Below are 23,103 nucleotides of genomic sequence, written 5' to 3'. Positions count from 1 at the left end.
AGACCGGCTCCACCAATGCCGATATGCTGGCATTGGCGGAGCAGGGTGCGCCGGACGGCATCTGGCTGCGCGCGGGTAGGCAGACGGGTGGCAAGGGACGGATGGGCCGGGGCTGGGAAAGCCCGGTCGGCAATCTCTATTGTTCCGCACTGGTCCGGTTGCGCGCGAGTGACCCCATGCCGCATACGCTGGCGCTGGTTGCGGCCAATGCGGTTCACGCGCTGGTCGCGCCGCTCTGCGCAGGGCAGGCGCGGATCAAATGGCCCAATGACATATTGGTCGATGGCGCGAAGATCGCAGGCATTTTGCTGGAGCGGGCCGGTGATGCGATCGTCGTGGGGATCGGCATCAATGTCACCGATTATCCCCGCGGTCTGGATCGTCCGGTCACCAGCCTTTTGGCGCAGGGCGCCAGGGAGGCTGACGCCGGTGCGCTGATGGAGCGACTGGCGCAACTGTTCGGCCATTGGCTGGCGATCTGGCGCGCGCAGGGGCTGGACCCGGTGCGGACGCACTGGCTTTTGAACGCACACCCGACCGGCACGCCCATGCGGGTGGTTCAAGCCGATGGCGAGAGCGTCGAGGGGGCATTTGATACGCTCGACCAGCAGGGCATGTTGATCCTGCGCTTGGCGAACGGACACAGCCGTGCCATTCACGCGGGCGACATATTTCTCACCTGAACCAAGGACCGGCCATGCTCCTCGCGATCGACGCGGGCAACACCAATGTGGTTTTCGCGCTGCTCGAAGGGCGGGACATTCGCGCGCGCTGGCGGATCGCGACCGATCCGCGCCGTACGGCGGACGAATATGCGGTGTGGCTCAACCAGTTGCTGATGCTGGAAGGCTATAAGATCACGGACGTCCATGCCGTGATCATCGCGACGGTCGTGCCGCGTGCGCTGCATAATTTGCAGGTGCTGGCGGAAAAATATTTCAAGACGACTCCTCTGGTCGCGGGACAGCCGCCGGTTGATTGGGGCATCGAACTGGATGTGGCCGAACCGGGATCGGTGGGCGCTGACCGGGTTGTAAACGCCATCGCCGCGCACCATCTTTATGCAGGCGACCTGATCGTCATCGACTTTGGCACCGCGACGACATTCGACGTTGTCGATTATAGCGGCGCTTATAAAGGCGGGATCATTGCGCCGGGGATCAACCTGTCGCTCGATGCGTTGGTCGCAGCAGCGGCGAAGCTGCCGAAGATCGCGATCGCGCCACCGGAAAATCGATCGGTCATCGGTCGCACGACCGAAGCGCAGATGCATATTGGTGTATTTTGGGGCTATGTAGCCATGATGGAAGGGCTGGTCGCCCGGATGAGGGCCGAAATCGGCCGCCCGACCAGAGTGATTTCGACAGGGGGCCTGGCGGTCCTCTTCAATGACAATAGCGATATTTTCGATGCGATCGCGCCGGACCTGACGGTTCAGGGCCTCGCGCTGATGCACGAACGGAGTTTACAAGCGTAATGAAACCCAAAGATGAGCTGCTCTTCCTGGCCCTCGGCGGGTCGGGCGAGATTGGCATGAACGTCAATCTATATGGATGCCAGGGCAAATGGGTGATGGTCGATCTCGGCATGACCTTTGGCGATCCCAATTATCCGGGCATCGAACTGGTGCTGCCGGACCTCAGCTTTATCGAGGAACGGCGCAAGGATCTGCTCGGCATCGTGCTGACCCACGGGCATGAGGACCATATCGGCGCGATCCCCTATCTGGCGGCCGATCTGGGCGTGCCGCTCTATGCCACGCCGTTTACCGCTGGCCTTATCCGCCTGAAGCTGGAGGAAGAGGGGCTGACCAAGGAAGTCAAGCTTCACGTCATTCCCAATGAAGGCAGTTTCGAACTGGGTCCGTTCGGCTTCCGTTACATGCCGCTGGCGCATTCCATCCCGGAAGGCAATGCGCTGGTCATCGATACGCCCTATGGCCGCATATTCCATACCGGCGACTGGAAGCTGGACGATCAGCCGCTGCTCGGCGTCCCCTCGACCCCGGAGCAATTGACGGCGGTGGGCGATCAGGGGGTGCTGGCGCTGGTATGCGACAGCACCAATGTGTTCAACGACAAGGCCAGCGGTTCCGAAGGCGATGTCCGCGAAGGGCTGATGCAGGCGATAGAGGGAGCCAGGGGGCGGGTGCTCGTCACCACCTTTGCGTCCAATGCCGCGCGTGTTCAGACGCTGGGCGAAGTGGCGACGGCGATGGGACGCAAGGTGTGCGTCGCGGGCCGCTCGCTCGACAGGATCATCGGCATGGCCAAGGCCAGCGGCTATCTCAAGGATTTTCCGCCGACGGTCGATTGGGACGATGCGATGAAACTGCCGCGCGATGAGGTGATGATCATCGCCACCGGCGGTCAGGGGGAGGCGCGCGCCGCACTTGCGCGCATCGCGTTCGACAGCCATCCGATCAAGCTGACCGACGGTGACCTGGTCGTCTTTTCGTCCAAGCAGATCCCCGGCAATGAAATCGCGATCGGTCGCATCCAGAACGCGCTGGCGGCGAAAAATATCGTGATGGTCACGGACCGGCAGGCCGAAGTCCATGTGTCGGGCCATCCGGGGCGTCCTGAACTGGAAGCCATGTATCGCTGGATACGGCCCGAAATATTGCTGCCGGTCCATGGCGAACGACGGCATATGGCCGAACAGGCGCGGCTTGGCCTGGCGACGGGTATCCCCAATGCGGTGGTGCAGTCCAATGGCGATCTGCTGCGGCTGGCACCGGGCGCGCCGGCGATAATTGGGCGGGAAGAGGTTGGTCGACTGGTGCTGGATGGCGACGTAATCCTGCCGGCGGAAGGCGCGACCATGAACGAGCGGCGCAAGCTGGGTCTGCATGGCCAGATCAGTGTAGCCGTCGCGCTCGATGCCAAAGGAAGGCTGATTGGTCGACCGACGCTGCGGACGCAGGGCGTTCCGGTGGAAGAGGACAAGGCGGACTTCCTGGCCGAAGCGGCGGATGATGCCGCGGACGTGATTGCCAAGGGATCGCATGAGGAAGAGGCGGTACGTGAGCGTATCCGCCTGGCCGTACGCCGCGCGGCGACGCGCTGGACCGGCAAGAAACCGATTGTGGACGTGTTGCTCATTCGGGCCTAAATCGCCCGTATGAATCTTTACGCCATCTTCGCCATCTATGTGCTGTTCTGGGTGATCAGCGCGTTCATCATGCTGCCCTTTGGCATCCGCACGCCCGACGAGACGGGCGAGCAGTTGCTCAAGGGGCAGGCGGATAGCGCGCCCAGCAATTTCAGGCCCGGCGTGGTGGTGCTTCGCGCGACCATTCTGTCAGGACTGCTGTTCGGTCTCTATTACGCCAATTATGTGCAGGGCTGGATCACGCTGGACATGCTGCCAGGCTATACCCACCAGAATTGACTGTTTGGGGATTAAGCCCCGCTCCTGATGTCGAAGCGCGCGCCGGGATCCATCGGCGCGCGTCCGTTACTGGCGCAGCCGCTCGATCGCCTGCGCCAGCGCGACATAGAGTTTGCCCATGTCGGATGAAAGAATGGCGACGCCCAGCGCGTTGCCGTCACGCGCGGACAGGATGATCCGCAGCATGCCTTCGAAGTCATGGATGTAGCGGTTCACATGATCGCGGAATTCCGCGTCATTGTCATAATGGAGCGCAATCTCGCGCGATTCCCCGGCGTCCAGCAGCTTGACTGCGCGCCGGGTGAATACGCCGCGATCGCCCTTCAGATAGGCCGACCAGCTTGAATCGGTGACGTCGTTCGACAGGATCTTGGCGACGTCGATCGCGGTACTGTTGAGCGATTCGATCAGCAGCGCGGAGCGGCGGGCAAAATGGTCGCGGTCGCGATTTTCCGCCGCCCGTTCCGCTTCCTCGATACGCTGTTCGACATTGGCGCTGGTGTCGGCGATGGTCAGCAACTGGCGCGTCAGGCGCTCGGACGCGTGATGCGCGGCATTGACGGCTTCTTCGGCGACGCGCGCAACCTGTTCGATCTGCGCCGCGACCTTGTCTCCAATCGCGTTCTGCATCGCCTGTTCACTGGCGTCGGCCAGAGCCTGCGCGGCTTCGGGAATGGTCCGGCCCAGCGCCTGACGCGCACGCTCGGCGGCCTGATCGGCCGTATCCTTGACGCGCAGCAACGCGGTGACGAGCAAGGGGCCGGCGCCTTCGGTGATGCGGGTCGCATCCTGATGGGCGCCGTCCAGTGCGACGCGCAGCCGTTCGACCAGATTGCGATTGGCCTCCAGCCCGCCCTGCGTGCTTTCCAGCCATTCGGTCAGGCGACTGCCCTGGCCGCGCAGCATCGATTCGGCCTCTTCCGCCCGGCCAACCAATGCCTGCGATATGGCTTCCAGCCGCTCCATTTCGGGCGTCGTGTGGCCCAGCAGAGCGCGGCTCTGTTCCAAGCGGGCGTCGAACCGCTCCAGTGCCGCGGGATAAGTCTCGTCCAGTTCGCGCACGCTCGAATCGAGAGCGACGAGCAGGGTTTCGGCACAACCGATCAGCTTTTCGGCGGTCACGCCTCCGTTGGCCAATGCGCCGTCGATGCGCTGGGTTTCGGCGGTCAGGCGCGTAAGCGCTTCGGTCAGCCGCTCGCTTCGGGCAAGGGCGACTTCCTCCAGCGTCGCAAAGCGATTCTGGGTCGATGTGATCGTTTCGTCCAGCCCGGACTGGATGCCGGCCATCAGGCTATGTTGCCCGGCCATGACCTCGTTCATCTGGTGCAGGCGGTTTTCCACGTCACCGATCGTGTTGGCCAGACCCGTGACCGTCTCGCTGCCGATGGCGTCGAGGCTGTCGCGTGAGCGGGTGACCAGAGATTCCAGCGCGGCCGACTGGGTCGACAAATTGCCCTCGGTCAGCGCCAATGCTTCCTGCGCGCGGGCCAGCGCGGTGTCGAGCCGTTCGCGCAAATCCTTCTCGATCGCGTCCATGTCCCGCGTCAAGGTGGCCAGGGTCGTTTCGCTGACGTCACCGATGCCCGATTGTGCCGCCGCGACCAGCGCTTCGAGATGTTCGGCGCGGCGCGAAAGGCCTTCGTCGGTCGTTGCCATCGTCGCGCGCACGCTGCGCAAGGCAGCGTCGAGGCGTGCGGTCAGGTCGGCCTGCGCCCGGTCAAGATCCTCGATCAGGGCCGCGCGCACAGTGTCGCTGGTGCTGGCAATGCCGGTTTCGGCGGTTTCGATCAGCGTCGCGAGAGCGGCTGCCTGAATTTCCACATCCTGACGGGTCCGGTCCATCGCCTGCCGCGCGCTCTGGGCAGTCGCATCGATCCGTCCGGCGGCGATTTCCGCCATGCCCGTTACTTCTTCATTGGCGGCGCGGGTCGATTCCTGAAGCTGCGTCAGCTGGCTCGACAGGCTCTTGGTCGCGGACAGGGTGCGGGCACGGGCGTCGTCGGACAATTCGGCCAGCGCGTGAAGCCGCGCTTCCAATGTGTCGATTCGTTCTGCCAGCGCATGGCCGTTGTCCATGATCTGCGCCGCCATCCGGCCGGTGCGGTCCTCCAGTTCGGGGATCGTGGCGATCAACGAGTCCATCTTGGCGACCAGCGCAGCGCTTGCCCGCTCCGCCGATTCGGCGCGATCGACCGTTGCTTGGGACCGGCTGGCGATCAGTTCGGCGGACGCCTCCATATTGCTGCTGGCCGCAGCGCCATAGCTGTCGAGCAATTCGGCCTGTTGCTGCATCGACTGACGGGCGGTTTCCAGCTGGGTGGCGATCCGTCCCAGTCGCAGTTCCAGCAGATCGGCTTCCGTCCGCAGGGCGCGGGCAGTGTCGAGATAGCGGCGCGATTCGGCGCGGCTGTTACGCATCAACAGCAGATAGGCGAGGCCCAGCAGGATGAGCGGGACGACCAGCGTGGCGATGGCATTGGCCCAGAACAAGGGGCCGCCGGGCAGGTCGCCCGCCGCGAAAATCGCCCAGCCGGCAAAGCCGACCCAGCCGATCGCGAGCAGGCTCAAGCCCACGCGTATGCGTTTGACCCAGCCATCGCCCGCGCCATCATCCGAATCATCTTCGTCGATGTTGAGAGACGCCTGTTTCAAAAGCAAAATGTCATCCGCCTGCGACGCGTCGCTAGCTGCGCTTGATTCGTCGCGCCAGAACTCGACGATTGTGCTGCCCCCTGTCATGTCGTGCATCCTAGCAGCTTTTCCGTCCGCGCAAATGCCCTGTTACCAAAACTTAACGCAAGCCAGATAGCGTCTGTCTCTATGTCCTATGATCCCGGCGCCCTTCATGCAGCTTTATCCGCAGCCGTCGGCGATGACAGCGCCCTGATCGCAGACCTGCGCGTGGCCTTCATGGAAAGTGCCGAGCGGCAGATCGATCTGCTGGGGCGGGCGCGGTGCGACGCCAATTGGGAATTGGCGGCATGGCGGCTGAAAGGGCTGGCGGCCAGCTTCGGGCTTACAGCATTGATGGCGCTGGCTGATGAGGCAGCAGAGGCCGCGCCGGGTGATCCGCGCGTGCTGCGCCGGTTGCGCGCTGCGCTGGCGGGGCTGCAACAGACCTGAATTGAAGCATCGGTACGGCTGCGCTTGCGCGAAGCCGCCAGCCTTGCGACAAGGCCCGCTGCACAACAATCGGGTCGATACCATAACGATATGAGTTTCGCGGCTATTCTCAGCGCCAGCCGGGCTTCGGGCGATTCGTCTGGTGGCCAGACGACCGTTGGTCAGCGCGCGAGTCTGTATTTTGCCGGACAGACGCTGGTCGAATATCAGGCACGGCAAGCGGCGCAGGCCGGTGCGGATCGAATCATGATATTGGTGAGCGTGATCACCCCCGCCCTGTCGCAGGCGGTCGATCGGCTGAGCGCCGACGGGATCGCGGTCGCACTGGTGCGCGATATGGTGTCGATGGTGCGGGATGCGCCGCGCGATGCCGACGTCCTGCTCGTGGCCGACGGGGCGATCGTGTCGCAGACCCATTTCGAGGCGATGGCGAGCGCGGAGGGCAATGCTCTGCTGGTCACGGATGACAGCCGCGCCAGCACCCCGTTCGAACGGATCGACGCGGGGCAGCGCTGGGCCGGTCTGGCGCGAATCAGTCCGACCTTATTGTTCGGCACGCTCGACATGATCGGCGACTGGGATTTGTCGCTCACGCTGGTACGGGCAGCGGTGCAGAAGGGCGCGCGCCGCGTCACCGTGGCGCAGGATGATCTGCTCGAAGGGCGCGTCGCGCTGATCGAGACCCAGCAGCAGGCCGATCTGGTGGCGCAGGCGGTCACGGCGGCAGGCGCTTCGTCGGCACGGGCGCGGGGTGGCGTTGAACATTATCTGCTTTCGCCGCTGGCCCGGATGATCAGTCCGGCGCTGATGCGCATGCAGGTTCCTGCAATGCAGGTGCGGATCGCCGCCATCGCACTGGCCGCGATCGCGCTGGTGCCCGTCGAGCTGTTATGGACGCTGACCGGGTTCGCGCTGCTGCTGGGCGCGCTGTTACTGGCGGAAATTGCCGATCGTCTGGAGGAACTGGCGCTGCGACCGGCGCCGACGGGCTGGCTGGCATTTGTCACGCCATTACTGGCGCTGACCGGCATCGTGTTGGCGGGCAGCAGCACGATGGCCGCCGATCTGGCGCTGCTGCTCGCGATCATATTGGTGGCGGACCGCTGGCGGCGTACCGGCGGCGCCCGGCCATGGATGATCGTTACGCCCGGCACCGTGCTGCTCATGCTGATGCTCGCCGGATTGGTGGGCATGCTGGCGCAGGGTATCAGGGTGGCAATGCTGGCGCTGATCGCTTCGGCTGGCGCGATCATATTGCGCCCGCGCGACTGATATATTTCGATAGCAGGGTTTAGTGCATTTTAAGGACGTCGGGCTATGGTCCCGGTATGAACGCCTATTCGTCCCTTACCGGTGCGGTCATGGCGGACAGCTGGCCGATGGCGCAAGTCATGGCGGGCATGTCCGCCGTGCCGGTTGGCCATGCCATCGATCTGGCTTTCTTTTTCCCGGTCGAGGAACAGGCGCGCCACGATGCGTTGATCGCGGAAACGCGGCGGCATCTGGGCGGATGCCTGAACGCGATCGAGATGGCGCTGCGGCTCTCGCTCGACCACGCACCGGATGTCGCACACATATTATCACGCTCGTCAGAACCGATTTGCTGGCCAACCGTACGGGCGCAACCGACGCTGATCGGGCCGGCGCTGCTGGCGCATATGCAGATGCGCGCTGGCATCAGCCTGATGCTGCGGCAGTTTGGCCAGGCTGATGTTGATCGGCTGGACGATAGCGATGGGGGCGTGCTCACGCTGGGCGATGATCCGATGATCGGCGACGCCCTGTCTGCGCTGGCGCTGGCAGAGGGGCGCTGGATCGCGGCGGGCGGCGAGGATCGGCCGATGCGGCCGGACCTGCCCGCTGAATATTTTGCTGAACTGGTCTGGACGGCGGCTGCCTGTCTGGCCGCTGTGGTTCAGCGGAGCGCACCCGATCTGGGGGACGCGATACTGGTGGGATTCGAGCGGTCCGGCTGGGCCTTGCTTGCCGATCATGACGAAAGTGCTAGTCCCATTGCCGAGGCCGATCGGCTGGTGCGGCGGATCGGCGATCTTGCGGATTCGCCCGAACTGATGGGTGTCGCGCTGGGGCAGCGCCGCTTTCTGCTGTTTGCAGCGCTCGCGGCGCGGCGGCTGCGCATGACCACGGTGCAGGCGACCGAAATATTGGTGCTGGGGCCATTGGCGCAGGTAGCGATGCTGTGCCGTTCGCTCGGTGGATCGGATGCCGATTATCGCCATTTGCTGCTGGCGCTGCAGCCGGTGCGTCCTTCACTGTCCGACGCGGCTATCGTGGCGGAGGCCGAACGCTATCAGCAACTGACCGAGACGCAGGCTGATGCAGCAGTCAGCGCGTTGCGCACGCCGCCCGCTTTCCGTTCACGGCTGGACCATCTGCGCCGGGTTACAGGCGCGTGAATATGCCGTCCCATCCCGCGATCATCCGGGCATTCATCTCCGCCGACGGCCTTTTGCTCAGCGCTGACCTGCCTTTGCTGGCGCTTCAGCGCGAAGCCGGGGGCGATCTTGGCGCGCCGGTCGCGGTACCGCAACTGGCAGCGATCGCGCGGTTGTGCGTGCGATTGGGCATTACCGTCTCGCGGCCGATCATCGCGGCGACCCAGCATGGCGACATCGACATGTGGGTACGGGCACGGCCCGACAGCGATGGCGTCACTCTGTCGATCATTGACTGGCATGAGCGGCCAGTCGCTGCGTTGCCAGCGGACATAGCGCGGCGTGAAGCGGATATTGCGGCGCTGGCCGATGGCTGGAACTGGCAGATAGACGTGCAGTTGCGGTTCCAGATGGTGCTGGCCGGAAACGACGGCCATGGCGCGCTACCGCCCGATCCGCCCGTGCCCGGCAGCCGCTTTTCCAGCTATTTTCAGCTTCAGCCTGACGATGATGGCGACATGGCGATGCTGCGCGCCTTTGCCCAGCGGCGCGCCTTTCGGGACCAGACGGCAGCATTGGTCAGCGATCCGGCGCGGACGTTTCGCCTGTCGGGTTTCCCCATGTTCGATCTGGCCGGACAACTGACCGGCTATCGCGGCACGGCATTCGCTTTGGAGCAGATGGCGGCTGGTCCGATCGTGCAGGAGGCGGCAATTGCGCTGTATCCGGGCGAATTCGGCAAGCGGCTCGACCGGTCGCTGCGCCAGCCATTGGGGCGGATCATCGCCAACGCCGATACGATCAGTGCCCAGTTGGAGGGGCCGTTGCGCCCCGACTATGCCGATTATGCGACGGACATTGCAGCGGCCGGACGGCATCTGATGGCGCTGGTCGATGATCTGGCCGATTTGCAGGCAATCGACCGACCCGATTTCAGCGTGATCGCAGAAGAGATTGATCTTGCGGATCTGGGTCGCCGCGCTGCCGGGCTGCTGGCGGTCAAGGCGCTCGACCGGAATATCCGCATATCAGCGCCGGACCCGGACGCGACCATGCCCGCGATCGGGGAATTTCGCCGCGTGCTACAGATTTTGGTGAACCTTGTGGGCAATGCGGTGCGCTATTCGCCCGAAGGCAGCGAAGTGCGGATCGTCACCGAATGTGATCATGGCCAGGCGCGGATCATGGTGATCGACCAGGGGCAGGGGGTGGCCGTCGCGGATCGCGAACGGATATTCGAGAAGTTCGAGCGGCTGGGCCGCGACGATTCCGGGGGCAGCGGCCTGGGCCTCTATATCTCCCGCCGCCTTGCCCGCGCGATGGGCGGCGATATTCGCATTGGCGGCGCGCCCGGCGAAGGCGCGCGCTTCATCCTGACATTGCCAGCGGACGATTGATCCCCATGAAAAACGGCGCCCCTTTGACAGGGCGCCGTTCTGCATTTTGCATTGTGGTTGCGCAGGCTTAGCGCTTGTCGACCGGGATATAGTCGCGCTGCACCGGGCCGGTATAGAGCTGGCGCGGGCGACCGATCTTCTGCGCTGGGTCCGAAATCATTTCGTTCCACTGGGCGACCCAGCCGACGGTGCGGGCCAGGGCGAAGAGAACGGTGAACATCTCGGTCGGGAAGCCGATGGCCGACAGGATCACGCCGGAATAGAAGTCCACATTGGGGAAGAGCTTCTTTTCGATGAAATAGGGATCGCTGAGCGCAATCTTTTCCAGTTCGCGCGCGACGTCGAACACCGGGTCGGTGACGCCCATCGTGCGCAGCACGTCCTCGGCGGTCTTTTGCATGACGGTCGCGCGGGGATCGTAATTCTTATACACGCGATGGCCAAAGCCCATCAGGCGGAACGGATCATCCTTGTTCTTGGCGCGGGCGATATATTCGGGAATACGATCGACAGTGCCGATTTCGCGCAACATGTTGAGCGCGGCTTCGTTCGCGCCGCCATGCGCCGGACCCCACAGGCACGCAATGCCAGCCGCGATGCACGCGAAGGGATTGGCGCCCGACGATCCCGCCAGACGAACGGTCGATGTCGATGCATTCTGTTCGTGGTCGGCATGGAGGATGAAAATCTTGTCCATGGCGTCCACGATCACTGGATCGGGAACATATTCTTCCGCGGGCACGGAGAAGGTCATGCGCAGGAAGTTGGCCGTATAGGACAGGTCGTTGCGCGGATAGACGAAGGGCTGCCCTACCGAATATTTATACGCCATGGCCGCGATCGTGGGCATCTTGGCGATCAGGCGATGGCTGGCGATCCTTCGCTGCATCGGATCGTTGATGTCGGTCGAGTCATGATAAAAGGCCGACAGCGCGCCGACGACGCCGCACATGATCGCCATCGGATGCGCGTCACGACGGAAGCCGCGATAGAAGGTCGTGAGCTGTTCATTGACCATCGTGTGGCGCGTGATGGTACGGGTGAATTCGTCCAGTTCCTGGCTGGATGGCAGTTCGCCGTTCAGCAGCAGATAGCTGACTTCCATGAAGCTCGATGCTTCGGCCAGCTGGCCGATCGGATAGCCGCGGTGCAGCAGGACGCCTTCGTCACCGTCGATATAGGTCAGGCCGGATTCGCAGCTCGCGGTGGAGGTGAAACCGGGATCATAGGTAAACATGCCGGTGTTGGCGTAAAGCTTGCGCACATCGATGACCTGCGGACCGACCGAACCGTCCATGACGGCATAGTCCTTGGTCTCTCCTCCGACGGTCAAAGTGGCTTTGTTTTCCGACATATTGTTCTCCATTTATGCCATCAGCCAACCGATGCGTGCCCAACATCGGTCAGCCGTTCCAAGCTCCCCTCTTTCCCCAACAGGAAGAGGACATCAAAAATACCCGGCGAGACGGTGCGCCCGGTGAGTGCCGCCCGAAGCGGCTGCGCCACCTTGCCCAGCCCCAGGCCGGCATCCTCCGCCACGCGGCGAATTGCGTCCTCGATCGCTTCGACCGTCCATGTTTGAACTGGTCTCAAAGCGTCGGCTGTCTTGACCAGCAGCGCGCGCGCCGAGTCGTCTAGCAGAGCCAATGCCTTTTCGTCAAAATCCAGTGGGCAATTTTTGAACAGAAATTCGGCGCCCTCGGCAATTTCATTAAGCGTTTTGGCGCGCGGCTTGAGCGAGGGCATCGCGGCCGTCAATAGCGCCAGGCCGGTGTCCGGCAAGGCGCGATCCAGACGGGCGGCGACGCGCGGCGCGACCAGCGCGGCGAGGCGGGCGTCGTCGGCTTCGCGCAGATAATGGCCGTTCAGATTTTCCAGCTTCTTGATGTCGAAGCGCGCGGGCGATCGGCCGACGCCGCTGATGTCGAACAGCTCGATGGCGCGGTCGATCGGGATAATCTCCTCGTCGCCATGACCCCAGCCCAGCCGCAGCAGATAGTTGAGCACCGCTTCGGGGAGCATCCCCATATCGTCACGATAGGCATCCACGCCCAGCGCCCCGTGGCGCTTGGACAATTTCGCGCCGTCCGATCCGTGGATCAGCGGGATATGGGCATAGACCGGCTCGTCCCAACCCATGGCACGGATGATGCAAAGCTGGCGGAAGGCGTTGTTGAGATGATCGTCGCCGCGGATCACATGGGTGACGCCCATGTCATTATCGTCGACGACGACGGCCAGCATATAGGTGGGCGTGCCATCGGACCGTAGCAGGATCATATCGTCCAGCTCGGCATTCTGTACGACAACACGGCCCTGCACCGCGTCCTCGATCACCGTTTCGCCTTCGCGCGGGGCTTTCAGGCGGATGACGAAAGGCGCGCCTTCAGGCGCTTCTTCGGGCGAACGGTCGCGCCAGCGCCCGTCATAACGCATCGGCTGCTTGGCCGCGCGCTGCTGTTCGCGCAGTTCGGCCAGTTCTTCGGGCGTGGCATAGCATTTATAGGCATGGCCGTTCGCCAGCATCGCGTTGGCGACTTCGGCGTGGCGCGGCGTGCGGGCGAATTGAAACACGGCCGGTTCATCACCGCCCAGACCCAGCCAATCCAGCCCGTCGAAAATGGCCGCCACCGCTTCTTCGGTCGAGCGGGCGCGGTCGGTATCCTCGATCCGCAGCAGGAATTTGCCGCCATGGTGACGCGCGAACAGCCAGTTGAACAAAGCGGTGCGCGCGCCGCCAATATGCAGGAACCCGGTTGGCGATGGCGCGAAACGGGTCACTACCGGCTTGTTCATTCCCGTTGCACTTGCCGTCATATTCGCTGACATTCGTCCTGCCTGTTCCATGAATGCGTCGCCCCCTAGCATGGCTTTTGAGCCACGACAAACCTCCCTTTGGTGGGGGGCTGCGGCGTGGTTGCGCGGGGCGTTTTCGCGGGTGGAAAGCTGGCTGGAGACGGAGCGCGAGCAAATTCCCCTGTGGGTGCCAATCGCGCTGGGCGCGGGCATCGCTGCCTGGTTCCTGCTGCCCGACAGGGCCGGCTGGCTGGCCTTTTGCTGTGGTGCGCTGGCGCTCGCTTGCCTGGGGTCGCTGCTGCCCGATGGCGCGCGGCTGCGGCGCATGATCGTGGCGGGCGGGATGCTGGCCTGCATCGGATGCGCGCTGATCTGGGGGAAAGCGGTGCTGTTGGGGCAGCCGCCGTTGGCGCGGGCGGTCTTTACCGTGGTGACGGGTGAAGTGATGGCGGTTCGGGCGGTTCCCGCGCAACAGATGGTGCGCGCCATGCTGCATCCGGTCGACGCGTCAGGCCTGCCAGCCACGATCCGGGTCAACATAGCCGAGGCGGATGTTCCGGCCGGATTGGGCGAGGGGGCGGTGATCCGCTTTCGCGTCCGTTTAATGCCGCCAGCCCCGCCCAGCGTGCCGGGTGGCTATGATTTTGCCGCGCGTGCCTATTTTCAGGGGATTGGCGCTACTGGCAAGGCGCTCAAACCGATTGACGTCCTACGCCCGTCAACCGCGCCGCCGCCGCTGCGGGCGCGCTTGTTCGCGCATATTCGGGAGCAGGTGGATGGGCCGGCGCAGGGCATTGCCGTGGCGCTGGCGACAGGGGACCAGGGCGCGATTGCGGAGGCCGATGCCGAAGCGATGCGCCGTAGTGGGCTTGCCCACCTGCTCTCGATCAGCGGGTTGCATGTGACGGCGCTGATCGGCGCGGTGATTTTCCTGTTGATGCGGGTGATGGCGTTGAGCCAGCGAGCAGCCCTCGACTGGCCGCTGATGCTGATCGCGGCGGCGGGCGGGGCGCTGGCGGGTATCGGTTATACGCTGCTGACCGGGGCGGAGGTGCCGACGCTGCGGTCCTGCATCGCCGCGCTGCTGGTGCTGGGCGGGCTGGCGCTGGGGCGCGACGCGATCACGTTGCGGCTGGTCGCGGTGGGCGCGCTCATCGTCCTGGCCTTCTGGCCCGAAGCGATGACGGGACCGAGTTTCCAGATGAGCTTTGCCGCCGTTACCGCGCTGGTTGCGCTGGCCGAGCATCCGCGGTTTCGCGCCTTGACCAGCGCGCGGGATGAGGGGTGGGCGCGCAGGGCGGGGCGGGTGCTGGCGGCAATGCTGATGACCGGCATTGTCGTCGAACTGGTGCTGATGCCGATCGCGCTGTTCCATTTTCACAAGGCCGGGATGCTGGGGGCGTTCGCCAATCTCGTCGCCATCCCGTTGACTACCTTTGTCGTGATGCCGCTGGAGGCGCTGGCGTTGCTGTTCGATCTTGTCGGACTGGGCGCCCCCTTTTGGTGGATGACCGCGCAGACGCTGAACCTGTTGCTGCTCATCGCCCATGGCGTCGCCGCCAGTCCAATGGCGACAATGCTGACGCCGGCGGTGCCGTCCTGGCTGTTCGCGCTGATGATCGGCGGGCTGCTCTGGTGTCTGTTGTGGCGCAGCGGGTGGCGCTGGCTGGGCCTTGGGCCCGTGGCGATCGGCGTGACCGGCGTGCTTTGGCTATCACCGCCCGATATTCTGGTGACGAGCGATGACCGCCACGTCGCGGTGCGGACATCGACGGGCGGCATGGCACTGCTGCGCGCGGGCGCAGGCGATTATGTGCGTGACACGCTGGCGGAGAGCGCAGGCTATGACGGGCCGATCGAAGCGATGGCGGACCTGCGGCAGGCGCGCTGCTCGACGGATCTGTGCGCAGTGGGGATGCAGGCGGGCGGGCGGCGCTGGCATGTGCTGGCCACCCGCAGCGACATGCTGGTCGAACGGGCCTTGTTCAGCCGGGAATGTGCCGCCGCCGACATCGTCATTGCCGATCGCGCGCTGCCACGTTGGTGCCGCCCGCGCTGGCTGAAGATCGACCGACGGATGCTGGCGCGAACCGGCGGCATTGCCATCGACCTGGACGATGCGCGGGTCAGTACGGTGAAGATGGCGGGCGACGCTCATCCCTGGATCGTCGCACCGCGCCCTCGCCGCAGCCCGTCATGGCGGCCTTAATTATAACGGCGCAGCAGTCCCGCCAGCTTGCCCTGAATTCGCACCTGTCGCGGATCATAGATTTGCGGTTCATAGGCGCTGTTGGCCGGATCGAGCCGGACGCGCTGTCCTTCGCGGCGGAAATATTTAAGCGTCGCTTCCGCATCGTCGATCAGGGCGACGACGATCTGGCCTTCGCGGGCGACATCAGTGCGCTGGATCAGTGCAAAATCGCCGTCGAGAATGCCCGCTTCCATCATCGAATCGCCCGACACTTCCAGCGCATAATGATCGCCAGCCCCCAGCAGCGCGGCGGGGACGGACAGCATATTCTGCCCCTCCATCGCCTCGATCGGGACGCCGGCGGCAATACGGCCATGCAGCGGGATTTCGATGACGTCATTGGCAGCGATCGGCAGGCTGGGCGCCAGTTGCGGCTTGGCCGGAGCAACCGGCGCAGGGACGCGGTGCATGGCGTCGGGGAGCTTCAACACCTCCAGCGCGCGGGCGCGATTGGGCAGGCGGCGGATGAAGCCGCGTTCCTCCAATGCATTGATCAGCCGGTGAATGCCGGACTTGGATCGCAGGTCGAGTGCATCCTTCATCTCCTCGAAAGAAGGGGATACGCCACCTTCCTCCAGCCGGGTCTGGATGAAACTCAGCAATTCCTGCTGCTTGAGGGTCAACATGCCTGCGGTCCTCCATGGAACGTATAAGGAACACATAGGAAACGGAAGGAGGCGAGTCAAGCGAGCAACAACGGACCGGAAGCGGCGCATCCGGCCATGGGGACCGGGTCCAATCGAACGGTCGATCAGTCCGTCAGGGGCAGGATGGTGACGATGTCGCCTGCGGCTGCGATCGATGAACCGGCAGGGCGAACAATCAGGCAGTCGGCCATAGCCATGGCGGCCGTGGCGGCGCTGTCCTGCGACGTGACGGAGACGATCCCGGCCTCCCCCCGATAGGCGCGCAGATAATCGTCGCGATCGCCGGTCGCGGGTAGCGGCGCGGCAAGGCGCGCCTCGCTCAGGCGCGGGAGCGGCGCGGTCGATCCGGCGCGATGGCGCACCAGCGGCAACAGGAACAGCGTCGCGGTGACAAAGGCCGAGACCGGATTGCCCGGCAGGCCCAAAAATACGGCATCGGCAATGGTACCGGCCATTAGCGGCTTGCCCGGCCGCATCCTGATCTTCCAGAAATCGAGCGTACCCCCCGCCTGCACAAAGGCAGGCCGGACCATGTCATGATCGCCGACGGATGCACCGCCGGTAGAGACGATGATGTCCGCCGACGCCGCGCGTTTCAGCGCAGCCGTCATGGCATCAAGATCATCGGGAACGATGCCCAGATCAACGACGTCGCACGGCAGGGTTGCCAGCATCGCCGCCAGCATGGCCGCATTGGAAGAGGGCAGACTGCCCGCCGGGGTCGGCGCGCCGGGGGGCACGAGTTCGTTGCCGGTCGAGATCAGCGCGACCGTGGGGCGGCGGCCGACGGGCAGCCTCCCATGGCCGCCCAGCACGGCGAGCGCGATGCGCGCGGGTGTAAGGGTAGTCCCGGTGGCGAGCAACAGGGCGTTCGTGGCAAAGTCCGACGCGGCCGGGCGTATGTTGCGCCCGACAGGCAGGGGATCGTCGCTGGCGGTCAGTCGGTCGCGCTCGCGGATGGCATTTTCCTGGATCAGGATCGTGTCTGCGCCAGCGGGCAGGGGCGCGCCGGTGAAGATGCGGCAGGCCTGTCCGGGCGCCAGCGGCGCAGGCACAGCGCCGCCAGCCGCGCTTTCGCCAGTGACTTGCCACGGCCCCGGCCATTCAGCGGCACGCACGGCATAGCCGTCCATCGCGGACAGATCGGCCCAGGGCTGGTCGCGAAGCGCCAGTAGGTCGCTGGCCAGCCAGCGTCCGGTGCAGGCGGCGACCGGCGCTGTTTCCGCTGGCAGCGGGCTCGCAAGGGCGAACAGGCGAACCTGCGCCTCGGCGACGGGCAGCAGGCTCATGCCGCGCGCCAGTCGCCCGACTTGCCACCGCTCTTGGCGATCAGGCGGACCTGGCCAATGACCATGCCCTTGTCGAGCGCCTTGGCCATGTCATAGATGGTGAGCAGCGCGACAGAGGCAGCGGTCAGCGCCTCCATTTCCACGCCCGTCTGGCCAGCGGTGCGCGCGGTGGCGGTGACGGTCACGCCGCTTTCGTCCAGATCGAAGTCGATATTCACGCTGCTCAGCGCGATCGGGTGACAAAGCGGGATGAGGTCGGCCGTGCGCTTGGCCGCCATGATCCCTGCGACCCGCGCGACCGCCAGCACGTCGCCCTTCTTGACCAGTCCCTGCGCAATCGCGGCAGCGGCATCGGCGATCATGTCGATCCGGCCGCTGGCGACCGCTTCCCGCGCGGTCACCGCCTTGGCCGACACATCGACCATGCGCGCCGCGCCGTCCGCGTCGAGATGGGTAAGGCCCGTCACGCGCCGGTCAGCAGGCTGCGCGTCGCCGCCTCGACATCGGCCTGCCGCATCAGCGTTTCGCCCACCAGGAAGCAGCGCACGCCATGATCGGCCATGGCGGTCAGGTCGGCATGGCTGCCAAGGCCGCTTTCGGCGACGAAGGTGTAACCGGCAGGCGCCTTGCCCACCAGTTCATAGGTGCGGGCGAAATCGACGCTGAAATCGCGAAGGTCGCGATTGTTGACGCCGATCAGGCGGGATCGCAGCTTGAGCGCGCGCTCCATTTCCGCCTCGTCATGCACTTCGATCAGCGCGTCCATGCCAAGCCCAAGCGCTGCATCCTCAATCTCCGCCATCTGCCCGTCATCAAGGGCGGCGACGATGATCAGGATCGCGTCGGCCCCCAGCGACCGGCTTTCCAAAATCTGCCAGGGATCGACGATGAAATCCTTGCGCAGTACGGGAAGCGCGCAGGCGGAGCGGGCCGCCATCAGATAATCGTCATGGCCCTGAAAATAGGGTTCGTCCGTCAGCACCGACAGGCAGGCCGCGCCGCCAGCGGCATAGGCCTGCGCATGGGCGGGGGGATCGAAATCTTCGCGGATCAGCCCCTTGGACGGGCTGGCTTTCTTGATCTCCGCGATCAAGCCGAAGCCGGAACGGGCTGCGTCGTCCAGCGCCTTGCGAAAGCCGCGTGGGGGCGTCTGTTCGCTGGCGCGGGCGTGGAGCGACGACAGCGATGTCGCGGCCTTGCGCCGGGCGACATCCTTGCGCTTGAAATCGCAAATCTCGATCAGCTTGTTGGTCATTGATAGGCTATCCAGCAATTGAGCAGGGCATTGGCAAGGCCACGGTCGATCGTCTCGGCCGCTTCCTCCACGCCCTCCTTAAGGTCCGCTACCGCGTCGGCCACGACAAGGGCGGCTGCGGCGTTGAGCAGCACGGCGTCACGATAGGCGCCCGGTTCGCCCAGCAGCAGCGCGCGCAGGGCGGCGGCGTTATGCGCTGCGTCGCCGCCCCGGATCGCATCGACCGGGGCAGTGGAGAGGCCCAGATCGGCAGCGGACAGGCGATGCATGGCAACCACGCCATGGCCCGCGACTTCGGCAATGTCGTTGCCGCCTGCCAGCGACAGTTCGTCCAGCCCTTCATCGCCCGACACGATCATGGCCCGGTCGACGCCCAGTTCGGCAAGCGCCTGCGCATAGATGGGAACATAGGCGGGGCGGGCGATGCCGACCAGTTGGCGGCGTACCCCGGCCGGGTTGGCGAGCGGTCCCATCAGGTTGAAGATGGTCCGTTCGCCGATCGCCTTGCGGATCGGGCCGAGCCGCTTGAGCGCGGGATGGTAATTTTGTGCGAAGAGGAAGCAGATGCCGATCTCCGCCAGTGTCTTTTCGGCGCTGGCCGCCGCCCGGTCCAGGTCGAGCCCAAGCGCTTCGAGCGTGTCGGCTGCACCCGCCTTGGAAGATGCCGCGCGGTTGCCATGCTTGGCGACGGGGACGCCAGCGGCCGCGACGACCAGCGACACGGCGGTCGAGACATTAAGGGTATGATGGCCATCGCCCCCGGTGCCGCACACGTCGATCGCGCCTGCCGGGGCGGTGACCGGGATCATCCGGGCGCGCATGGCCCGCGCGGCAGCCGCGATTTCGATCGCAGTTTCGCCGCGCCGGGCCATGGTGACGAGAAAGGCGGCGATGTCCGCTTCGGGAAGGTCGGCGTCGAACAGCTGGTCGAAGGCGCGGGCGGCGGCCTGCGCATCAAGCGGACTGGAAGGATCGGGCAGGCTGGTCATCGCGCTTGCCTTAATCATCAGCGGGGTAGTGAGTCGAGGGGGGAGCGACGGCAATTTTGCGTGTGGGGGCCAGTTGCTCGGCCAAAGCCCGACCTTGCAATCAGTCGTCGCCCCGCTATGAACCGCGACATTCGCAAGGACCCGGTGAAATTCCGGGTGGCTATTCCGGCCGCCGATCCGCCGGACAACATCACGCATGTTCATACGCCAGCGCCAGTAGTCCGGCGCGATATGCCCTGATGTGGAATTTTCAGATGACAGATTTTTTGACACGCTATCGCCAGCAATGGTTCAGTGACGGACAGGCTGCGCGTCGGGACGTCATGGCGGGTATCGTCGTTGCGCTCGCCCTCATTCCCGAAGCGATCGGATTTTCGATCATCGCTGGCGTCGATCCGCGCGTCGGCCTCTATGCCTCGGTCGTCATTGCGATGGTCGTGGCCTTTACCGGCGGTCGGCCAGGCATGATCTCAGCCGCCACGGCTGCGGTCGCCGTGCTGGTGATGCCGCTGGTTCGCGACCATGGGGTCGAATATCTGTTCGCCGCGACCATCGTGATGGGCATTGTCCAGATCATTGCGGGGCTGTTGCGGCTGGACCTGCTCATGCAGTTCGTATCCCGGTCGGTGATTACCGGGTTCGTCAATGCGCTGGCGATCCTGATCTTCCTGGCGCAATTGCCGCAATTGACCAATGTCGGCTGGGAAACCTACGTCATGATCGCGGGCGGCCTTGCGATCATCTATCTTTTGCCACGCCTGACCAAGGCTGTGCCGTCGCCGCTGGTCGCCATATTGGCGTTGAGCGCAATCAGCATCGGCATGGGCTTGTCCGTCAACACCGTCGGCGACATGGGCAAGTTGCCGGAGGGGTTGCCCAGCTTTGCCTTTCCCATGGTGCCATTCACGCTCGAAACCTTGCAGATCATCTTGCCATATGGGCTGACGATGGCGGCTGTCGGCCTGCTCGAATCGTTGCTGACGGCGCAGATCGTCGATGACATGACCGATACCGACAGTGACAAGCGGCGCGAATGTGCAGGGCAGGGGAGCGCCAACATCGTCGCGGCGCTGTTCGGCGGCATGGGCGGCTGCGCGATGATTGGCCAGTCGGTGATCAATGTGACATCGGGCGGACGCGGTCGTCTTTCCACCTTTGTATCGGGCGCATTCCTTCTCTTTTTGCTAGCGGTGCTGGGGCCATTTGTCGGGCAGATCCCCATGCCCGCGCTGGTGGCGGTCATGATCATGGTGTCGATCGGCACGTTCAGCTGGAATTCCGTCGCCAATTTGCGCCGCCATCCGCCCACATCGTCCGTGGTGATGGTGACGACGGTGGTTGTCGTGGTCGCGACACGCGACCTGTCGCTGGGCGTACTGGCGGGCGTCCTGCTGTCGGGCATTTTCTTTGCAGGCAAGGTTCGGCGGATGTTCGCGGTGGAACGCACAGTGTCGACGGACCATGTGACCTATAATGTCGTCGGCCAGATATTCTTCGCGTCGGTCGATCGCTTTACCAGCGCCTTCCAGGCCGAAGACGGATTGACGCCCGTATTGATCGACGTATCAGGCGCGCATTTCTGGGATATTTCGGGGGTTGGCGCGCTCGACAAGATCATCGCGCGTCTGCGCCGCGACGGCTGCACGGTCGATGTGATCGGCTATAATCGCGCCAGCGCGGACATTGTCGATCGCTTCGCGCTGCATGACAAGACCGGCGTGGAAAGCGGCCTAGCCCCGCATTGAAGATGGGGTGGGAGGCGGTCCCGTTCAGGCCGCTTCGCGCGCCTTCACCTTCATGCCCGCTATCTTCATGAAATTGGCCAGCATGTCATGGCCATATTCCGTGGCGATGCTTTCGGGATGGAACTGGACCGAATGGATCGGCAGCGTCGCGTGGCGAAAGCCCATGACCGAACCGTCCTGGCTGGTTGCGTTGACGACCAGGCTGCCCGGAATATCATCGACGATCAGCGAGTGGTAGCGGGTCGCGGTGAAGGGGGAGGGGATGCCGGCGAACAGGCCGGTGCCGTCATGGGTGACGGGCGATGTCTTGCCATGCATCAGGCCGCCGCGCACCACCTTGCCACCGAAATGCTGGCCGATCGCCTGATGACCCAGGCACACGCCCAGCAGCGGCGCGCCCGCGTCGGCGCAGGCCGCGACCAGATCAAGGCTGACGCCCGCTTCATTGGGGGTGCAGGGACCGGGCGAGAGCAAAAAGGCCTTTGCCCCGCTGGAAAGCGCCTGGCCCGCCGAAATGGCGTCGTTGCGGACGACCTCCACCCGCGCGCCCAGTTCCATCAGATAATGGACCAGGTTCCAGGTGAAGCTGTCATAATTGTCGATGACGAGGATCATGGGATCAGGGCTATAGAGAGGCAGCGCCGCAAGGGGAAGCGGGCTGCGCCATAAATGTCGCGACGGGAACACATGCCTCTGCTAAAGCCAGCCTATCGACGCGAACCCTGCCCGCAAGCATTCGCGTGACCGAGAGACACCAGCGCTCCCGCTTGCCAGCAAGGCGCTTTCTCTTGGACCAATATGTTCGTCTTTCCATCACCCCTGTCGTCGGCCGCGACGCATGAGCCGCGCGATCAACGTCGACGCGCCGCTGGCCGATGTGCAGGCGCTCTGCACCAAGCACGCGCTGGCTATATCCACCATCGAAGCGCTGACATCGGGCGGCGCCCGCGTGGTGATGCTGAACCCTGATGGGGCCGACCGGATGCGCGACCTCATGAAAACCAGGCTGATCGAGTCGCCGGTCGTACGCTCCTCGCTGCATCTCGCGCGCCAGCCTCGGTCGGTGCTGCGCTAAAGCGGCCAGGCGAACGCCATCATGGTCTCGGCAGTCGGCTGCTCTTGATGGGCCGCCCAGGCCATTGTCACGATGCACATCGGCCTTCCCTTATGCGGCGGCTTGAAAAGGCGCAACTTTACGCCCATATGGGTCGTGCCGGGTTCGCCCGGCTATGGTGATAAATTGTGTCGTGTAATAGACGCAGCGGACCCGGGGGCAGTACCCGGCGGTTCCACCACATATCCCGGTCGACCCATGGGCTGAACGGGATGTCTGACGGGGCCGAACTAGGATCGACGTGTGTTCAAAGACGATGTTTTTACCCGGCCCGTGTAAGCCGTTAAACTGTGCAAAACTCATAAGTGCCAACGATAACGAAGCACTCGCCATTGCAGCGTGAATGAGGGCCTAACGGCCTGACTTCATTCTAAAATAGCGCGGTTGAACCCACCGGGCAACAGAAGGGAATTCAGCGGCCTCCGGGAGCGCCGGGCAACAGAACCTCCCGGACCTTCATCCCCTTTGCTGTCATCGTTTGGCGGGCGTCGCTTGGTCGATTGCCTGACGCTGAACCTGTGCCCGTCGCCGCGCAGCGCGAAACCGGCCAGCACCGCGCGAATCGCTATCGACTCTGCGCACTCGTTCGATTACACTTTTATGACAGTATGAAGAAAAAATCATAAGTGTCTGTTTTTACAGAAAAGAAAATCCTTTTTCGACCATCGAACCGCTATTGCTCAAATGTCATCATAATGAAATAATCAG

General features: G+C 64.2%; 21 protein-coding genes, 1 other RNA gene and 1 other annotated feature. Of the genes, 13 read left to right on the top strand and 9 right to left on the bottom strand.

From position 1 onward, the window contains the following. The first annotated feature begins 23 nt into the window (after positions 1-23). The 4 genes from CJD35_RS14375 to CJD35_RS14360 are packed head-to-tail and all read left to right on the top strand — an operon-like array spanning position 24 to position 3,393. A complete protein-coding gene (locus CJD35_RS14375) occupies positions 24-683 on the top strand; it encodes a biotin--[acetyl-CoA-carboxylase] ligase (protein ID WP_017184592.1) in 660 nt (219 codons plus the stop codon). A gap of 14 nt (positions 684-697) precedes the next feature. Continuing rightward, positions 698-1,477, top strand: a complete 780-nt coding sequence (locus CJD35_RS14370) for a type III pantothenate kinase (protein WP_017184591.1) — start codon at positions 698-700, stop codon at positions 1,475-1,477. Further along, positions 1,477-3,114, top strand: a complete 1,638-nt coding sequence (locus CJD35_RS14365) for a ribonuclease J (RefSeq protein ID WP_017184590.1) — start codon at positions 1,477-1,479, stop codon at positions 3,112-3,114. The genes CJD35_RS14370 and CJD35_RS14365 overlap by 1 nt, the downstream gene beginning before the upstream one ends. 9 nt (positions 3,115-3,123) lie before the next feature. Beyond that, a complete protein-coding gene (locus CJD35_RS14360; protein ID WP_017184589.1) occupies positions 3,124-3,393 on the top strand; it encodes a DUF1467 family protein in 270 nt (89 codons plus the stop codon). Between the two features lie 66 nt (positions 3,394-3,459). On the opposite strand, the gene CJD35_RS14355 is transcribed toward CJD35_RS14360, so the two are convergent. Beyond that, complete coding sequence (locus CJD35_RS14355) at positions 3,460-6,132, bottom strand: coiled-coil domain-containing protein (protein WP_026002668.1); 2,673 nt, start codon at positions 6,130-6,132, stop codon at positions 3,460-3,462. Between the two features lie 81 nt (positions 6,133-6,213). Between CJD35_RS14355 and CJD35_RS14350 the strand changes: the two genes are divergently transcribed. The 4 genes from CJD35_RS14350 to CJD35_RS14335 all read left to right on the top strand — a co-directional run bounded on the left by CJD35_RS14350 (position 6,214) and on the right by CJD35_RS14335 (position 10,309). Continuing rightward, a complete protein-coding gene (locus tag CJD35_RS14350) occupies positions 6,214-6,516 on the top strand; it encodes a hypothetical protein (RefSeq protein ID WP_017184587.1) in 303 nt (100 codons plus the stop codon). A 90-nt stretch (positions 6,517-6,606) separates the two neighbouring features. Beyond that, the gene (locus CJD35_RS14345; RefSeq protein ID WP_017184586.1) at positions 6,607-7,788 is read left to right on the top strand and encodes a hypothetical protein; all 1,182 of its coding nucleotides are present in this window, start codon (positions 6,607-6,609) and stop codon (positions 7,786-7,788) included. 56 nt (positions 7,789-7,844) lie between these two features. Beyond that, positions 7,845-8,933, top strand: coding sequence for a DUF2336 domain-containing protein (locus tag CJD35_RS14340; protein WP_017184585.1), 1,089 nt, complete (start codon positions 7,845-7,847; stop codon positions 8,931-8,933). Continuing rightward, positions 8,930-10,309, top strand: a complete 1,380-nt coding sequence (locus CJD35_RS14335) for a sensor histidine kinase (RefSeq protein ID WP_017184584.1) — start codon at positions 8,930-8,932, stop codon at positions 10,307-10,309. Before CJD35_RS14340 ends, CJD35_RS14335 begins: the two co-directional genes overlap by 4 nt. A gap of 67 nt (positions 10,310-10,376) precedes the next feature. On the opposite strand, the gene CJD35_RS14330 is transcribed toward CJD35_RS14335, so the two are convergent. Continuing rightward, positions 10,377-11,663, bottom strand: coding sequence for a citrate synthase (locus tag CJD35_RS14330; RefSeq protein ID WP_026002667.1), 1,287 nt, complete (start codon positions 11,661-11,663; stop codon positions 10,377-10,379). Between the two features lie 20 nt (positions 11,664-11,683). After that, complete coding sequence (gene gltX / locus CJD35_RS14325; RefSeq protein WP_380823364.1) at positions 11,684-13,156, bottom strand: glutamate--tRNA ligase; 1,473 nt, start codon at positions 13,154-13,156, stop codon at positions 11,684-11,686. 19 nt (positions 13,157-13,175) lie between these two features. Here gltX and CJD35_RS14320 point away from each other — a divergent pair, with 19 nt between their 5' ends. After that, positions 13,176-15,314, top strand: coding sequence for a ComEC/Rec2 family competence protein (locus tag CJD35_RS14320; RefSeq protein ID WP_167383158.1), 2,139 nt, complete (start codon positions 13,176-13,178; stop codon positions 15,312-15,314). Here the strand turns inward: CJD35_RS14320 and lexA are convergent. The 5 genes from lexA to trpD form a co-directional block, all read right to left on the bottom strand. Then, complete coding sequence (gene lexA / locus CJD35_RS14315) at positions 15,311-15,982, bottom strand: transcriptional repressor LexA (protein ID WP_017184580.1); 672 nt, start codon at positions 15,980-15,982, stop codon at positions 15,311-15,313. The genes CJD35_RS14320 and lexA overlap by 4 nt on opposite strands. Positions 15,983-16,107: 125 nt before the next feature. After that, positions 16,108-17,292, bottom strand: a complete 1,185-nt coding sequence (locus CJD35_RS14310) for a molybdopterin molybdotransferase MoeA (RefSeq protein WP_086485714.1) — start codon at positions 17,290-17,292, stop codon at positions 16,108-16,110. Then, entirely contained in the window at positions 17,289-17,759 is a 471-nt protein-coding gene (moaC, locus tag CJD35_RS14305) for a cyclic pyranopterin monophosphate synthase MoaC (RefSeq protein ID WP_017184578.1), read from the bottom strand. Before moaC ends, CJD35_RS14310 begins: the two co-directional genes overlap by 4 nt. Beyond that, positions 17,756-18,547: an indole-3-glycerol phosphate synthase TrpC gene (gene trpC / locus CJD35_RS14300; protein WP_017184577.1), complete on the bottom strand. Its 792-nt coding sequence runs from the start codon at positions 18,545-18,547 to the stop codon at positions 17,756-17,758. The genes moaC and trpC overlap by 4 nt, the downstream gene beginning before the upstream one ends. After that, positions 18,544-19,536, bottom strand: a complete 993-nt coding sequence (gene trpD / locus CJD35_RS14295; protein WP_017184576.1) for an anthranilate phosphoribosyltransferase — start codon at positions 19,534-19,536, stop codon at positions 18,544-18,546. The genes trpC and trpD overlap by 4 nt, the downstream gene beginning before the upstream one ends. Positions 19,537-19,653: 117 nt before the next feature. Here trpD and CJD35_RS23435 point away from each other — a divergent pair, with 117 nt between their 5' ends. Next, the gene (locus CJD35_RS23435) at positions 19,654-19,776 is read left to right on the top strand and encodes a hypothetical protein (RefSeq protein WP_017184575.1); all 123 of its coding nucleotides are present in this window, start codon (positions 19,654-19,656) and stop codon (positions 19,774-19,776) included. After that, positions 19,671-19,726: a sequence feature (sul1 is cis-regulatory element that is thought to sense ions involved in sulfur or methionine metabolism; They are found in Alphaproteobacteria), on the top strand. (Overlaps the previous gene by 56 nt.) A 14-nt stretch (positions 19,777-19,790) precedes the next feature. After that, positions 19,791-21,281: a SulP family inorganic anion transporter gene (locus CJD35_RS14290; RefSeq protein ID WP_026002665.1), complete on the top strand. Its 1,491-nt coding sequence runs from the start codon at positions 19,791-19,793 to the stop codon at positions 21,279-21,281. Positions 21,282-21,305: 24 nt separating this feature from the next. Here the strand turns inward: CJD35_RS14290 and CJD35_RS14285 are convergent, their stop codons facing one another. Next, a complete protein-coding gene (locus CJD35_RS14285) occupies positions 21,306-21,896 on the bottom strand; it encodes an anthranilate synthase component II (protein WP_017184573.1) in 591 nt (196 codons plus the stop codon). 223 nt (positions 21,897-22,119) lie between these two features. On the opposite strand from CJD35_RS14285, the gene CJD35_RS14280 reads away from it, so the two are divergent. Both CJD35_RS14280 and ssrA read left to right on the top strand, forming a co-directional pair. After that, positions 22,120-22,356 (top strand): hypothetical protein, encoded by a 237-nt coding sequence (locus CJD35_RS14280; protein ID WP_017184572.1) that lies wholly within the window; start codon positions 22,120-22,122, stop codon positions 22,354-22,356. 98 nt (positions 22,357-22,454) lie between these two features. After that, positions 22,455-22,810, top strand: a transfer-messenger RNA (tmRNA) gene (ssrA, locus tag CJD35_RS14275). The last annotated feature ends 293 nt before the right edge of the window (positions 22,811-23,103 follow it).

Origin of the sequence: Sphingobium xenophagum (assembly GCF_002288285.1) — a bacterium.
Classification (GTDB): Bacteria; Pseudomonadota; Alphaproteobacteria; order Sphingomonadales; family Sphingomonadaceae; genus Sphingobium; species Sphingobium xenophagum.
This window is presented reverse-complemented; position numbering and strand designations above follow the sequence as displayed.